The sequence below is a fragment of the Lewinellaceae bacterium genome, from assembly GCA_020636135.1.
GTDB lineage: Bacteria > Bacteroidota > Bacteroidia > Chitinophagales > Saprospiraceae > JAGQXC01.
In genome coordinates this window covers 1,797,200-1,813,231 of record JACJYK010000001.1, presented here as the reverse complement: position 1 = coordinate 1,813,231, position 16,032 = coordinate 1,797,200, and the positions used below count along the sequence as shown (strand labels likewise).

Below are 16,032 nucleotides of genomic sequence, written 5' to 3'. Positions count from 1 at the left end.
ATGATTTCAGGATCCTGTTTTCAGAAACTCGATAACCATGAAAAGTTTTGATGTAATTGTTGCAGGAGTCGGTTCTATGGGTGCTGCAACCTGCTATCACCTGGCTAAACGCGATGTATCGGTCCTGGGCTTGGAACGCTACCAGATCGGGCATACCAAAGGGTCTCATCTGGGTCAGTCAAGACTCATTCGCAAAGCGTATTTTGAACATCCGGACTATGTCCCTCTCCTCATCAAAGCATATGAGCTTTGGAACGAGCTCGAAGGAGAAGCACGTACCAACCTGTATTACCAGACCGGGCTACTTTATCATGGCCGGCCTGATCAGGACCTTATCGCGGGAAGCTTAAGATCGGCGGACTTGTATAACATCCCTTTTGAGAAAATCTCCCGGCAGGACCAGTTGCGAGACTTTCCTGCATTTACTCTTCCGGAAGACTACCATACCTATCTTGAACCGGAGGCCGGCTTTCTGCGACCGGAGAAATCAATTCAGGTGATGGCAGAAATTGCCCAGGCCCGGGGCGCTTTAATCCATATTGATGAATGGATGACCGATTTTGTCCATAGCGGTGACGGTTGGTCTGTGCACACCAATCGGGATATCTATTCGTGTCAGCAGTTGATCATCACTGCCGGAGCCTGGTCCGCCCAATTCCTGAGTCAGCTTCAGGTCCCTTTAAAAGTCACCCGACAGGTACTTGCCTGGCTGAAGAAGACAGGTGGCCCAGATTGTGCACTGGATCATATGCCATGCTGGATTCTGGCTGATGATCTGCACGGTGGATCTTTCTATGGATTTCCGGAATTGCCGGAACAGGAATTTGGAAGTCCGGATGGATTAAAGATGGCACACCATTTTCCTGGATTTGAAATTCGTCCAGAAGAGAAAGACCAGAAACTCAAGAATACTGAAAAGGAAGCCCTGGATTATGGCCTGCATAAGTACCTCGGGGCTATTCAGGGTTCCTGGTCCACATTTCAAAATTGCATGTACACCATGTCACCCGATGAACATTTTTTAATCGACCGGGTACCCTACACCGATAACGCCTGGTTTGCCGCCGGATTCAGTGGTCATGGGTTTAAATTTGCACCAGTCATCGGAGAAATACTGGCTGATCTGGCCATCAACGGATCGACTTCCCACCCTGTAGATTTCCTTTCCACATCACGGTTTTCCTGACGGGAGGAGCCACCGGGAAATTGGCTAACTTTGAGTCCATGCAGCCAGGCTCTTATCAAACCATTGGCAGTCCAGCCTCGGGGCTGTACAAGGAAAAAGGCAGTAAATTTATCGCCTATGCCTATCCGGTATCATCCGAAGAGGAGGTCAAAGATCACCTCGAGCAGTTACGCAAAGAGCATCCCAAAGCGCGCCATTATTGCTATGCCTACCGGATAAATACAGATGGAAGTCTGTACCGGGCTAATGATGACGGTGAACCATCTGCAACAGCGGGCAAGCCGATTCTGGGTCAATTGTTATCTTTCGAGGTGACCGATACCCTGATCGTGGTCGTTCGTTATTTTGGCGGCACCAAACTCGGGGCTTCCGGACTTATTCAAGCCTACAAAACGGCTGCACAAGATGCTCTTACGCAGGCTGAGATTGTTACCCGGATCGTTATGACTCCGTTTCAAATCCAGTTTCCGTATGCTGTATCCGGAGAAATCATGCAGTCCCTCGCAAGAATCCATGCCTCAACCCTTGCTGAAAAATATACCGATCGGGGCCTCATTGAATTTGAATTACCACTGGCAGAAGCAGACAAGCGTATTCACCAGATGAAAAGTCATTTGGCCGGATTTGACGGAATGGCAGAGGATATGGATCAGAAACTCGTTGAAAAAGGGATCTTCCTGGCTTCCGCTGATAAGGATGAAGGTAAATAAAGAGATGTGCGAGAACTCCCCCAGTCGAACCTGGATAAAACGCTACCGGATCAGGGTCACATCGCCAACCACCGTTACCTCTCGTTGTAAAGCAGGACAAAAGTACGTTACCCGGAAAGCATAAACACCGGAAGGCTGCAGATTGCCACCCAATCTTCCGTCCCAACCTGTAAATTTATCAGCAGTAGCAAAAAGACGACTTCCCCAACGATTAAAAATCTCAAATGAATTGATGGTCGGTAATTCCGTGTACAAATACAACACATCGTTATTACCATCTCCATTGGGAGAAAACGCATTAGGCACATCGACCAGGTTCTCGCCGCAGGATGTCACTTCACCGACCCGGATATTTATGGTATTCACACACCCGTTGAGATTATCGGTAACTGTTACCGTATAGATACGTTCTCCCCCAGGATTGGCCAAAGGAGATGCACAGTCGAGACAAGACAAGCCTTCCGGTGGGCTCCATTGATAACTCCAGTAGGGCTCAACAACCAACGGAGGTAAAGGAACCGCATCCTGCAACCACAGAACCGCCTCCGGATATCCGGGATCAGGCAAATCATTGACCAGCACCTGAGCAAGCACCGTGGAGTCAAGACATCCCGTCACCTGACCGGTCACCGGTATGTCCGTATCGTGCGTGGCTACAAACCAACCATAGCCGTCACCAAGATCATGCACAAAACCCGGCCAGACGATGTTGTCTGTATTGCCAATTATATGGACTACAGCGGTGTCACCGGCACACACGGTATCTCCTTCCAGCGAAATAGGAACCCGGTCTGCTACCTGAACCTGGACGGAATCCGACAAGGTACAGGATCCGGTAGATATGCTGTAGTGATAAAAGCTATTTTGCACCGGTGCTACGGTAAGGGTGCCATTCCCCTGCCCCACCACATCAGGCCCGGGTATCCAGATCACTGGAAATGGTCCGGTGCCAGCCAGGGTCACTTGCGCCCCTTTACATATCACCGTGTCCGGAGTTACCTCCAGGGCGTCAAGCCGTAAAACCTGAACGACAATGGTATCCAATGCATTGCATCCCAGGCTGTCCGTGATACCGGCAATGTAAGTGCGGGTACTGTCCGGCATGGCAACGGGATCGTAACAATAGGAACAGGATAACTGATCGCTGATATGCCAGTACGGTGACTGTCCTTTCAGCACATGAAGAGTGACCGTGTCACCCTGGCATATCTGCAAATCCGGCCCCAGGATTCCGGACGTTCTGGGTAAAACAGTTACGTGAATGCTATCTTTAGCTGTACATCCGAAATCTGAAGTGACCTGCACCGAATACCAATTACTTACTGCCGGTGCAAGAACCGGATTGAAACAATCGACATAACAATTAAGCCCAGCGGCAAGGCTATCCCATTGGATGTGATGATCCGGGTAAACCCTGGACAAGGTCAACTGTGTGATTTCATCCGGACAAATAACCGTATCACCCTGAATGCTGAACAGCGGAATGGAATCCTTACCAAAATAAACCAAAACACTATCCCTTGTCACGCAATCATTCGGATTGGTGACCTGGAGGAAAACCGGCCCGTCCACGGATGGGGCATACCAGATGCTGTCACAATCCAGACATTGGGTGCCATCCGGCAATTGCCAGACGTACTGGTTCAGCGGATCCCATAATGTATCCTGCAACAGAATCGAGTCCCGGTAACATAAATGAATCTCATTGGCAAGTTGAACTTCTGCAGATTCCTTGAGCAGGATCGATCCTGCAATGGTATCCCGGCATCCGGCATTCGAAACATTCACCATTTGCAGATCATACTGACCAAAAGGTAATTGCTGATTCAGGTTGCGCCGGTAACTGATAGTATCCCCGTTTAAGATCCATAATGTACTATCTATAAATCCTTCAGGCAGGACTGTTTGATTCAGAACCTGCAGATCATAAGGCGCACAAGCCACCGTATCCGGCAACAGCCAGTGATTGACCGGTTTTGGTCCTACTTTGAGGTACCCCGGCAGAAATAGGGTATCCCTGCAGAATCCATCTTCTGCGGTGACCTGCACATCGTACCGTCCCACCTTGCCCAGATAAAAAGATGCTTCAAATGCATTCGTTACGATGGTGGTATCCGGATGGATCAGTTCCCAGCGGAAATCTTTGATCTGGTGATTCGAATAGCTCAGGTTAAATAACTTGACGACCGGATTAAGGGAATCGCAAAAATCAACGACCGGAATTTCGATGTCGATGGACAACTCATTCACCGGAATAGGTTTGGTAACAAAGGGCAGCAAGCAACCAAACGTATCACGGATCAACACGGACGGTGTATAAATACCGGCGTTCATGTACGTGTAGTCAATCGTAAAGGAATCACGTACCCCACTTGTTGAATCGATCGTTCCCACCCCTACATCCCAGAATACATCATACTGATCATCCAATTGCAGATCAAACCGCACATGGGTTGGGGCACAGGTAGAATCAATGGTTGTATGTGCCGACCCGGTAGGTCCGCCCACGGTTAAGGCATTGGTGAGTTCCATGGTATCGCTGCATCCCGGAATAAGATCGGCAATGAGGCTGATGGAATAATTGCCCGGTTTGGTGTAGATATGCTTGGGCTCAAATGCTTTGGAGTCACTGGTCTTATCGCCAAAGGACCAGGTATATTCCGTGGCCCCGCCTGAATAATTGTACAGTTGCATTTCATATGGAGGGCAATAGTAATAATTGGTATCCAGTACAAAGGAAGCCACCGGATGTTCAATGCGTATTGTATCCAGATATTCCCCGGCACATCCGATGGTATCTTCCAGATGAAGGCGCACCACATAAGTTCCTGAATCCGGATAGGCATAAGAAAAAGAAGGATCGGTCCGGGTCTCTCCATTACCCAAATCCCACGTCACCGTGACAGGATTGACCATGGTCGATGCCTGGAAGTCGACAGCTCTTGCCGAACAGGACAAGGTATCCAGAATAAAAGATCCCTGAACCTGATTAACCTGAAGAACAACACTGACCGAATCCATGCAGCCCCAGGCATCTTCCGTGGCGAGAGATAATGTATGTGGACCTGCCACTTGTGGTACCCACGCGGAATCAATACCGGGCGTTTGGACCTGATCGATCCACCATCGTCTGGAAGTGATCAACGAAGAATAGGAGTTGCTCTCGTCCTGAAACCTGAAGGTATCCTGAAGACAGATCTCGGTTTGATCAATCTGAAGTTTCGCCTGGACCTGATTGATCCTGATACTATCTGACAATACCAGGGTATCCCGGCAACCATTCCGGTCCTGGATAAAGGCTTTGACGGGTGGAAATATGCCTGGTTTCCGGTAAGGGACCAAAATCCGGTTGGGGTTGACATCCACATTACCGGCACCATCTGCCTCAACAACAATTTCTTTTAGGTCCGTGCTCTGGTTGCGGATGATCAGATTGTAGGGAACACAACCGCTGTCCCTCGGCATATCGAACCGGACCAATGGATCACCTACATAGATCGGAATCCGCTTGTGATCAGAACACGTAGAGCGGTCGTTGAAAACCTGGAGTTCCACGTAGTAGGTCTTACCACTGGGAAACAGGACAACTGGATTGACCGCTGATGACGTATCGTCGATGCGATTCGGAATCCCAAAATCCCAGAAAACAGAGTCGTATCCTATAGACTTATTTATAAAATGGATCTGTCCATCTCCACAATCGAAACGGAAGGCAAAATCTGCTTTTGGGTCCTGCACCACAACACCTTTGGGTTTTGCCCGTGAATTGACGCAACCATTATAGCTTGCGCTTAAGGTGACTCCCATATTACCCGGATCCTTGAATACGATTACCGGGTTCTGATTTTCTGATTCCTGGCCGTCAGAAAAGGTCCACAACCATCCGTTAACCCGCGTATCTGAAAGATCTTTGATGAAGACCGTATCTCCCACACAAATGGTATCCGGTGTGATGAGGAAATCTACATTGGGTAAAGTGCCTCCACGTACATACCCAGGAAGGAAAATGGAGTCAATGCAGCCAATGCTGTTTTCCACGACCAATTTGATGTCGTATGTCCCATCATGACGGACATTCCAGTCTACAGTGCGGGAAGTCCTGGTAAATGATGTATCGCCGGTAATTTCCCATTTCCACTTTACTGCGGGGTCCAGGCCCTGGGTCAAATCTTCCAGATGCGCTGCTATGGGTGCGCATCCGATGATGCTGTCTGACACGGCAGCATGCCAGTCATAGAGTTCTATCGGACCGGCTATTGCGGTATCCCTACATCCGAAAGAATCCTGAACAATAAGTTTCAGGTCAAAGGTTTTAGCATGATCCAGCGTGAGAATAGGGCTGAAATCCGTAGCCACTGCAGTATCGTTGATCAACCAGGTATAATCAAGGCCGGCAGATGAGGTATTTTTTGGCCGGATAACAAATGGAAAGGCACACCCTTTAGTCTCATCGAGCGTAAATTGTGCTGATGGCTGGTTCCGGACATGGATCACCAGGTCTTTTTCATTGGGCAACCAGCATCCGTTCACCCGGCGGTACAATTTCACATGATATTCTCCTCCCTGCAAAAATATATGATCCACATTGGGATGGTTTGTCGTCATCCCATCCCCAAAATCCCAGTACAAACTATCAGCCAGTAACTCAGACCGGTCGGTAAAATGAACGGTATAGGGAGCACAACCCTGAGTATCCGATGCCTGCACTTTAACAATGTGTTCCGGATGAACCAGACTCTTAAATTCGGTAGTATCCGAGCATCCGATGGTATTCGAAGCGGCGATCCTGATATTGTAAGATCTCGCTTCGGAAAAAGTTATAGCCGGGGGTGTAATTCCCTGGTAAGACTGCCCATTATCAAAATCCCAGTAATAGGAAGCGGTGCTATCAAATTTGGTCAAAGCAAAGGTAGTCGTATGAGGCACGGTGCAAAATACCGCAACAGCCGGTTTTACCTGGACCTGGGCAGATCCGATCACCTTAACTCCTTTTTTGAGGTTATAGGACTCCGTACATCCTTTGTCGTCTTTTATCGTCAGGGCCAGGTCGAAGGTACCCGGGACATTGTATTGGTTGACATAATTCTGAGAAGTGGTTTCCCTGGCACTTCCGATATCCCCTGCCAGTTCCCACACCCATTCCACAATAGCGCCATTCGGTGAAAAGCTGCCGTCCGTGATGGTTATCCGGTCTCCTTTACAGATGAGCGAATCACTAATGGTGAAGGCGGGTGTAATCCCCTCATAAACGATAATGAAATCGTCTACGCATTTGGTGTCGGAATTGCCTTTATCGTCGGTCACGGTCAGACAAACCCGGTATCTGCCCGGCTGCCCAAAAATTCGTGAGGGATTTTGTACGCTAACCGTGGAATTGCCGATTTGCCATTCCCAGCTGACAATTTTACCGGCAGAACTGGTCGATAAGTCTTCGAAGGCGGATTGAAGAAAAAGGCACCCGCTACGTACGTTGGCACTAAAATCGGCTGTGACCTGGGCAACCATGCTCCAGGAAACAAACAAAAATGCCAATAAGGGAATACTACGTAACTTTACCATCAATACCAGCCTGAATAATTCTTCCTAATACGTTGGCATATGTTCAGGGTGCGTGCATAAAGGAGCCAAAACTACGCCAAGTATTATTAATAACTGGCATACATAGTCTAAGAACGTTAAAAAGCTCCGGATGGTATCCGGCATAACACATTTCCAAATGATTCGAGTTGCACTGACCGGGGGTATTGGCAGCGGAAAATCAACCGTAGCTCGGCTGTTTTCCCTGTGTGGCATTCCCATCTATTTTGCGGACGATGAAGCGAAACGATTGATGCAGACAGATGCGGAATTACAATCTTCCCTGGTCCAGCTCCTGGGCCAATCCATCTTCGACGATCAGGGGAATTTGTTACGGCGGGAAATGGCAGCTAAAATGTATGCTGACCCTGACCTGGTTCAGGCAGTTAATGGTGTTGTTCACCCTGCGGTTTATCGCGATCTGAAAGCATGGTTTGACAAGCAATCGTCACCCTATGCCATCTACGAATCTGCCCTGGTGAAAGATTCACACCGCCCGCTTGTTGTCGATAAGATCATCAGTGTCTACGCCCCAAGACAGGTTTGCATTGACCGTGTTGTGGAGAGGGATCATCTCTCGAGCAGACAGGTGAAATCCCGTATGCTTCGCCAAAATCCGGGCGCACAGACCCTTTTTGCCGACTTCCTGGTCATCAACAGTAACCGGACCCTCATCCCGCAGGTCTGGTGCATCCACCAATACCTCCTAAGAGCTTCCTTGCCGCTGAGCTAGCTGTATAGGAGTACGTCGGACAGCAGAAATTAAACCCCATCACCCCCTTAGACCACGTAAGAAAGTAGTACCTTTATACCGAAATACGAATCGTCCAATGATCGAGGTAAATCAATACTCTTCCCTGCAATTGATGCAGATGGAGGAACGCTACGGAGCCCATAATTATCATCCACTTCCGGTCGTACTGGCCAAAGGTCAGGGTACTTACGTCTGGGATGTTGAAGGTAAACGCTACTATGATTTTTTATCCGCATATTCAGCGGTAAACCAGGGACACTGCCATCCCCGGATCATTCAGGCGCTGATCGATCAGGCCGAACAACTTACCCTGACTTCCAGAGCTTTTTACAACGACCGGCTGGGCCCATTCGAAGAATTCATAACCCGGTACTTTGGATACGATAAAGTACTGCCGATGAATACCGGTGTGGAGGCCGTTGAAACCGCCATTAAACTGATTCGTAAGTGGGGTTATCTGGTGAAAGGAATTCCATCGAACGAGGCAAAAATTGTTTTCGCTGCCAAAAACTTCCATGGCCGTACGTTAGGAGCTATCTCCGCTTCTACCGACCCTGGGGCAACGGGAGGATTTGGACCCTTCATCCCCGGCTATGTGGTTATTCCGTTTAATGATAAAGAAGCCCTTACTGCAGCGCTTGAAGATGAAACCGTTGCAGCGGTACTGATCGAACCGATACAGGGAGAAGCCGGCGTTGTTGTTCCCGATGATGACTACCTGCCTTTTGTAGCTCAGCAGTGCAAAGCACATCATGTACTTTTTGCAGCGGATGAGGTTCAGACCGGGATAGCGCGTACCGGCAAATTACTGTGTACACAACACTACAACCTGCGTCCGGATATACTGATTCTTGGGAAGGCCTTGTCCGGAGGCGTACTTCCGGTATCTGCCGTCCTTGCCGACGATGCCATTATGCTCAATCTGAAACCCGGACAGCATGGGTCCACTTTTGGTGGGAACCCTCTTGCTGCGGCCGTTGCTGTTGAAGCGTTGAAGGTGGTGGAGGATGAGAAGCTGGCAGAAAACGCTGCACAGATGGGTGATTATTTCCGTCACCGCATGCTTCACCTGGCAGAACGAAGTGACCTGATCAATACGGTTCGCGGGAAAGGATTACTTAATGCGATCGTAATCAACGAAGATCCCAAGAGCAGCCGCGCCTGGAACATCTGTCTGAAAATGGCAGAAAATGGACTGTTGGCCAAGCCGACTCAGGGTAACATCATCCGTTTTGCACCGCCTTTGATTATCAATGAAGATCAAATGGATCACTGTTGCTCCATTATTGAGAAAACCTTTGATGCTTTCGAACGTTAACCTCGCCTGTAAGGTCCTGAAGCCATCATTTATTAACAATAAGAATATATCTGCCCCATCCTTCGTTCTATTACCAATTTGTTAGGACAACGAAGAGATTACACTTTTTTATAATTTATATGTTATTAACTTTGTGCTAGTTTGGACTGCTGCATGTTAATCTTTTCCTAAATGTGAAACCAGATAACAATGTGGGACGTCCTCAGGACAGTTAATGATTGAGAACCAAATTCGTATGAAGTATATCACCGTATGGCTGGCCCTGGTGTGTCTGGCCATCCCGGGCTGGTCCCAGAAATCACGCGTCTATACCGAAGATTACCAACATTTTAAAAAGGGTAAGGAGCTTTACGACAAAGGGCTCTATGGTCTATCGATGCAGGAATTTCAGAAAATGCTGGATGAACTGCCTCCGGTCCAGACGACCGAGTCGGTCGTCATCAAAACCGAAGCTGAGCTTTACCTGGCACAAGCCGCCGTCAGGATGGACCTTCCGGAAGGCGAAAAACTGATCCTGGAGTTTATCCGCAAATATCAGCCCGATCCGGTTGCCGACCAGGCAATGTATGAGATCGCCAATTATTATTTCGATGCGAAGAAATACGATGAAGCGATCACCTTCTACTCCATGCTGAACTCAAGTTCAATCAGTGGAGACAAACGCTCGGAAGTACGTTTTAAAGAAGGATACAGCCTGTTCATCAACCGGGATTTTGCAGAAGCCGCCAAGCGGTTTGACCAGATCAAGGACCTGAAGAACGACTATTATTATCCCACCCATTATTATCTGGGGATGTGCCAGTTTTTCCAGGGGCAATACCAGCCGGCCATCGCCAACTTTGAAATTTCCGCTCAGTCTCCTATCTACAAGTCCCTCGTTCCTTATTACATCTGCCAGATCCGTTTTGCCGAGAAAGATTATCCGGGAGTCATTCAATATGGCGAGCAAGCACTGCAATCTCCTGCAAATCAAAAATATGCCGCCGAAATCCACCAGATGGTTGGCCAGGCGTATTTCGAACAAAAACAATACGACCTCGCCCTGCCCCATCTGGAATATTACGATTCCAAGCGGCGCAGCATGCGTCCGGAAGACTTTTATCAGTTGGGTTATACCCAGTATGTAAATGAAAAATATTCATCTGCAATCGAATCGTTTAAGAATATTACCGGGATTCAGTCCGATCTGGGACAGAACGCTTCATTCTACCTTGCCGATTGCTACCTGAAGACCGGCGACAAAAAATCCGCCCGGTCCAGTTTCTATGAGGCATCCCAGCTTGATTTTGATCCTGCCATGCAGGAAGATGCACTTTACAATTATGCCCGGCTTTCCGCTGAGCTGAATTACGATCGTGAAGCCATTCAGGCGCTGACTTCTTTTCCCAAAAACTCTAAATATTACCTGGAGGCACAATCCATCATGACCGACGTGTTCCTCCGTACGCGGGACTATGACCGTGCGATCGCCATCATTGAACAACTGCCGGAAAAGACACCCCAGATCCGTGAAGCCTATCAGCAGGTTACGTTCCTGCGGGGATTGCAGTTACTGGGAGAAGACCGGCTTTTCGAAGCCCAGGAAATGTTTGAAAAGTCATTGGCAAACCCGATCGATGTTTCCATTCAGGCCCAATGCCTTTACTGGGAAGCTGAAATAGCCTACCGGCAAAATGATTTCAGTAAGTCAGACCTGCAATTGAATAAATATTTCACAGTGGCCAAATCTACCGGCAACCTGCCTCCGGAAGCTTCGCCCGCTATCGCTTATTACCTCCAGGGTTACAATGCGTTCAAGCGGAATGCTTATAATCAGGCGCTGGGCAGCTTTGAAAAGTCCATATCCGGGATAAAACAAGATCAGGTCCGCTATGATCAGGACCAGGATTATCTGGCAACGCGGGTACTTTCGGATGCCATGATGCGGAGCGGCGATTGTTATTTCAAGCAGAACCAATATTCAAGTGCGCTGAAGAATTACAATGCAGCCATCCAGAATCATCACGCAGGCTATCAGTATGCCATGTTCCAGAAAGCCATCATCCAGGGACTGACCAATGATCAGAAAGGAAAGATTGGAACCCTGCGCGAGCTCATTGATAAAAATTCCGGCTCTGAATATACGGACGACGCATTGCTCGAACTTGGCTCCACCTACCAGGAGAATGGCATGCTGGAACAGGCCAAGAGTCCATTGCAGACACTGGTGAAAGATTATGCCAACAAATCCAATCTGGTCAACGAGGGATTGCTTAAACTGGGTTTGATCTTTTATAATGAGAACAACTACAATGTGGCTCTGAATTATTACAAGGATGTATTCAACCACAACCCGTCTCCTAAGGAATCCCAGGAGGCTCTGGCCGCCATCGAAGAAATTTATGTCGAAGACCTGGGTAAGCCGGATGAGTACTTTGCCTTCCTGGAAAAGGTTCCCGGCTACAAAGTGGACAATTATACCAGAGACTCCATAAACTTCCGTGCCGCCGACCTCAACTATGAGAATGGACAATATCAGAAGGCCATCGACGGCTATACCTCCTATCTGTCAAAGTATCCGAAAGGTGCTTATGCATTACAGGCTTACTACCGTCGTGCAGAATCCTACAGCTTGCTGAAAAAATACAGCGAAGCGCTCGCAGATTATGAAGTGGTGATCAAACGCGGCGCCAGTGACTACTATGAAAACGCGTTATACAAGGCTGCGTTGATTGCTTATAACAATGAACAATCCTTCCAGAAAGCGCTGGACTATTACAATCAGCTGGAACAGGTAACCTCTGCCGAAGAGCGAAAACTGGAAGCCCAGGTGGGAGCATTGCAGTGTGCTTACCGCTTAAACCGGCCAAATGACGTGTACCGGCTGGGGGACCAGGTCGTACAAAACCCCAGAACCTCACAGACGCAACGAGCCACTGCCTATTTCTTCATGGGCAAGGTCGCCTTCGACCAAAATAATTACGATAAAGCCTTGGAAGGATTCAATCAGGCCATCAAATTAAATGACAACGTGCAAGCGGCAGAATCACGCTATCTCGTAGCGCAGATCTATTTCAATAAAAATGAATACGATCTGAGTTCGACCCTTGCCGAACAAGGTATTAAAGATAACAGCGCCTACCCCACCTGGACAGCTAAATGCGGTATCCTGCTGGCGGACGTAAAAACGATTAAAAAGGAATATCACATCGCGGAAGCCATCTTGCAGCAGATCATTGACAATTATCCTGATCTGCCGGAAATCATCCAGGAAGCAAATGATAAACTGAAAAAGGTAAAGGCTCTTCGGGCCGCAAACAACCGGATTGATACCGGAGTGAAGAAAAACACATTGGAAATAGAAGGTCAAAACAACTGATATGAAGCGCCTACCATTGATCTTAATCGCATGCCTGTGGACTGCCGGAATGGTTACCATTTCTGCCCAGGACAATCTGCCCTCGGAGCAGGTCCAGGTTATAAAAAATTTTGAAGCCCGGCTGGCGGATGCGAACAAATTACCCATCACGCCAAGTCTTCCGCCTGCGGATACCACGACGCTGCATTACAACTACCGGCTGCAACCAAAATCCCTCTCCCTGTCCTACGAAGCCCCAACCATTCGTCCGTTAGGAATAAAAACCGAAAAGCAGGACCCCGGATACGATGGGTTGATCCAGGCTGGTTACGGGTACCCGAATTCACCCTATGCTTATGCAGGTTACCGGGCAAATCCCAACAAACAACTGAATCTGGGAGCCTCTTTCCGCCACTTGTCGATGAATGACTCGAAGCGTTATGCAGATCGACGTTTTATGGATAATGACCTGCATCTCGAAAGCACCTATTTCACGGAAAGTGAACTGGCTCTGAAAGGAAATGCAGACTTTTCCATGGATGACATTTACCAGTACGGCTATGACCATGCTGTTTACGATACCCTGAGTGGACTGAAAAGACGCTTTAACGCCTTTGACCTGGGTTTCAAGCTATACAATGGCGAGAACAACAAAGCCAATATTAACTACTTCGCCGGCCTTGATGTCTATCGTTTTGCCGACAATTATGCGAATCGTGAACTAGGGGTTTTATTGGACCTTGGCGCTAAAAAATACATCGCTAAAAAGCACCCGATCGCCCTGGAGATCAAGACAGACCTGAGCACTCTGAACGATACCACCAAGCAGACATTGAATAATTTCAACCTGCTGCCCAGTTTTACATTTCATTCCAATACTTTCAGGATCAAAGCTGGGGGTAACGTAGCTGTGTACGATGATCAATATTTCATTTTTCCGGATGTCTCCCTGGCGCTGGCCATCAGTGGGAATCAGATCATTCTGTTTGGAGGCTGGACAGGAGATTTGCAGAAGAACAATTTCAAGAGCCTGGCTACCTACAATCCCTTCATCAATCGCAGGATCACAATCCGGAACTCCGAATACAACGATTACTTTGGTGGATTAAAAGGCAATGTGTCGTTTATTCAGTATGAAGTGAAAGGCGGTTATAAACAGACCAAAGACATGGCATTGTTCCAGGCTAACAATGCGCTTCCGGTGTCCTTTGATGTTCTTTATGATGACGTCAATCTGGTCTATGCATTGGGTAATATTGTCCTGCATCCTGCAAAAAACATCGAAGTCGGTCTGATGCTGACAAAAAACTTCTACGACCCTTCCACTCAAGCCAAGGCATGGTTCCTGCCCGATTTTGAAGGCAATGCACGCATTCAATATAAGGCAATGGAAGACCGACTGCAGGTCGCACTCGAGACGTATTACATGGATAAATTCCCTACCCTGAATGCTTCTGGCGAGGAAGGCTATTCCAACACACTTCTGGATGTCAATGTCCAGGCAGACTTCTTCATCACCAAGCGCTTTGGGGTATTTGCACATCTGAATAACCTCGCCAATATCCAGCATCGCCGCTGGCTTGATTATCCCGGTATTGGCCTGAATGCCATAGGAGGTTTGCAAGTCCGGTTCTAGACCAGATGAACAGCGCCGGTTTTGTATCTTGTCTCCATGAAGGGAAAAAAGATACAGAAGGTACTTATTGCTAACCGGGGAGAAATTGCAAGACGCATCATGCGGACCTGCCGAGCAATGGGAGTTCGTACCGTGGCCATTTATTCCGAAGCAGATCGTAAAGCCCCCCATGTGTGGGAAGCCGATGAGGCTTATCTTGCCGGTCCGGCCAGGGCGCAGGATTCCTACCTGAATATCAATAAGATCATCGAAATTGCCCGGCACTGCGGCGCCGACGCCATTCATCCCGGTTATGGGTTTCTCAGTGAGAATGCCGGTTTTGCTGAAGCAGCAGAAGCCAATCATATTGTCTTCATCGGGCCCACTCCTCAGGCGATCCGGACCATGGGCAATAAAATTGCAGCTAAACAAGCCGTCCTCCCTTTTGACGTGCCCCTGATACCAGGCTCCGATCATGCCATTCTGGATAAACAGGCGGGCGAAGCGCTGGCGAAAGCCATTGGATACCCGGTCCTGATCAAAGCAGCTGCCGGTGGTGGAGGAAAAGGAATGCGGATCGTTGATGCGGCCAATGATTTCAATAGCCAGTTTGACCGCGCGGTCAGCGAGGCAAAAGCCGCATTTGGCGACGGTTCTGTCTTTATAGAAAAATACATCCAGAATCCGAAACACATTGAAGTACAGATCCTGGCAGACAATTATGGCCATACCATCCACCTCGGGGAAAGGGAATGCAGCATCCAGCGCAGACACCAGAAAGTAGTTGAAGAGTCGCCGTCACCCGTAGTCAGTGGTGAGCTGCGCCATCGGCTTGGTGAAGCAGCTGTTCAGGTTGCGAAATCCTGCCAGTACCGGGGTGCGGGAACAGTGGAATTCATCTACGATGGACAAGACCATTTTTACTTTCTGGAGATGAATACACGACTCCAGGTTGAACATCCGGTCACTGAATGTGTAACCGGGATGGACCTCGTTGCCTGGCAAATAAGGATTGCCGAAGGAGCTCCGCTTACTGTGCAGCAACGGGATGTCGTCCAGCGTGGTCATGCCATTGAATTTCGGGTCTATGCAGAAGATCCCTATGATCAATTCATGCCCAATCATGGTGAATTGACCAGTTATCGTCTGCCTGCCGGGCCAGGCATCCGGGTTGATGACGCCTATGTCCAGGGATCAGAGGTCAGTTTATTCTATGATCCGATGATTGCAAAACTGATCGCTTATGGTGAAGACCGGACAGAAGCCATCAGTAAGCTAAAATTGGCAATAGCCGACTACCGTATCGAAGGGGTCACCACGACCCTGTCGTTTGCACCCTTTCTGCTAAATCATCCACTTTTTCTGAATGGACAGTTTACCACTCAATTTATTCAGGATCATTTTAATGGCCAATCTCGTCTACCGGAATGGCTGGCTCACGCTGCGGCCTGGATTTATGACCAGGAAGTCCAAAAATTACGTATACCCCTGATGGCATGATCTTTGACCCCTTCAAAAAGATTTTTGTCTGGTAA

General features: G+C 48.4%; 8 protein-coding genes. 7 read left to right on the top strand and 1 reads right to left on the bottom strand.

From position 1 onward, the window contains the following. Positions 1-37 precede the first annotated feature (37 nt). Positions 38-1,186, top strand: coding sequence for an N-methyl-L-tryptophan oxidase (solA, locus tag H6570_06900; GenBank protein ID MCB9318991.1), 1,149 nt, complete (start codon positions 38-40; stop codon positions 1,184-1,186). 38 nt (positions 1,187-1,224) lie between these two features. Further along, entirely contained in the window at positions 1,225-1,896 is a 672-nt protein-coding gene (locus tag H6570_06895; protein MCB9318990.1) for a YigZ family protein, read from the top strand. A 42-nt stretch (positions 1,897-1,938) separates the two neighbouring features. Here H6570_06895 and H6570_06890 read toward each other — a convergent pair whose 3' ends face one another. Then, positions 1,939-7,455, bottom strand: a complete 5,517-nt coding sequence (locus H6570_06890) for a PKD domain-containing protein (protein MCB9318989.1) — start codon at positions 7,453-7,455, stop codon at positions 1,939-1,941. A gap of 157 nt (positions 7,456-7,612) precedes the next feature. Between H6570_06890 and coaE the strand changes: the two genes are divergently transcribed. The 5 genes from coaE (at position 7,613) to H6570_06865 (ending at position 15,997) form a co-directional block, all read left to right on the top strand. Continuing rightward, positions 7,613-8,206, top strand: a complete 594-nt coding sequence (gene coaE, locus H6570_06885) for a dephospho-CoA kinase (GenBank protein ID MCB9318988.1) — start codon at positions 7,613-7,615, stop codon at positions 8,204-8,206. Between the two features lie 97 nt (positions 8,207-8,303). Beyond that, positions 8,304-9,545 carry an ornithine--oxo-acid transaminase gene (gene rocD / locus H6570_06880; protein ID MCB9318987.1) on the top strand — a complete coding sequence of 414 codons (1,242 nt, stop codon included), beginning with the start codon at positions 8,304-8,306 and terminating at the stop codon, positions 9,543-9,545. A 235-nt stretch (positions 9,546-9,780) separates the two neighbouring features. Next, positions 9,781-12,903 carry a tetratricopeptide repeat protein gene (locus H6570_06875; GenBank protein MCB9318986.1) on the top strand — a complete coding sequence of 1,041 codons (3,123 nt, stop codon included), beginning with the start codon at positions 9,781-9,783 and terminating at the stop codon, positions 12,901-12,903. 1 nt (position 12,904) lies between these two features. Continuing rightward, positions 12,905-14,518, top strand: a complete 1,614-nt coding sequence (locus H6570_06870) for a hypothetical protein (GenBank protein ID MCB9318985.1) — start codon at positions 12,905-12,907, stop codon at positions 14,516-14,518. Between the two features lie 36 nt (positions 14,519-14,554). Next, positions 14,555-15,997: an acetyl-CoA carboxylase biotin carboxylase subunit gene (locus H6570_06865; GenBank protein ID MCB9318984.1), complete on the top strand. Its 1,443-nt coding sequence runs from the start codon at positions 14,555-14,557 to the stop codon at positions 15,995-15,997. Positions 15,998-16,032 lie beyond the last annotated feature (35 nt).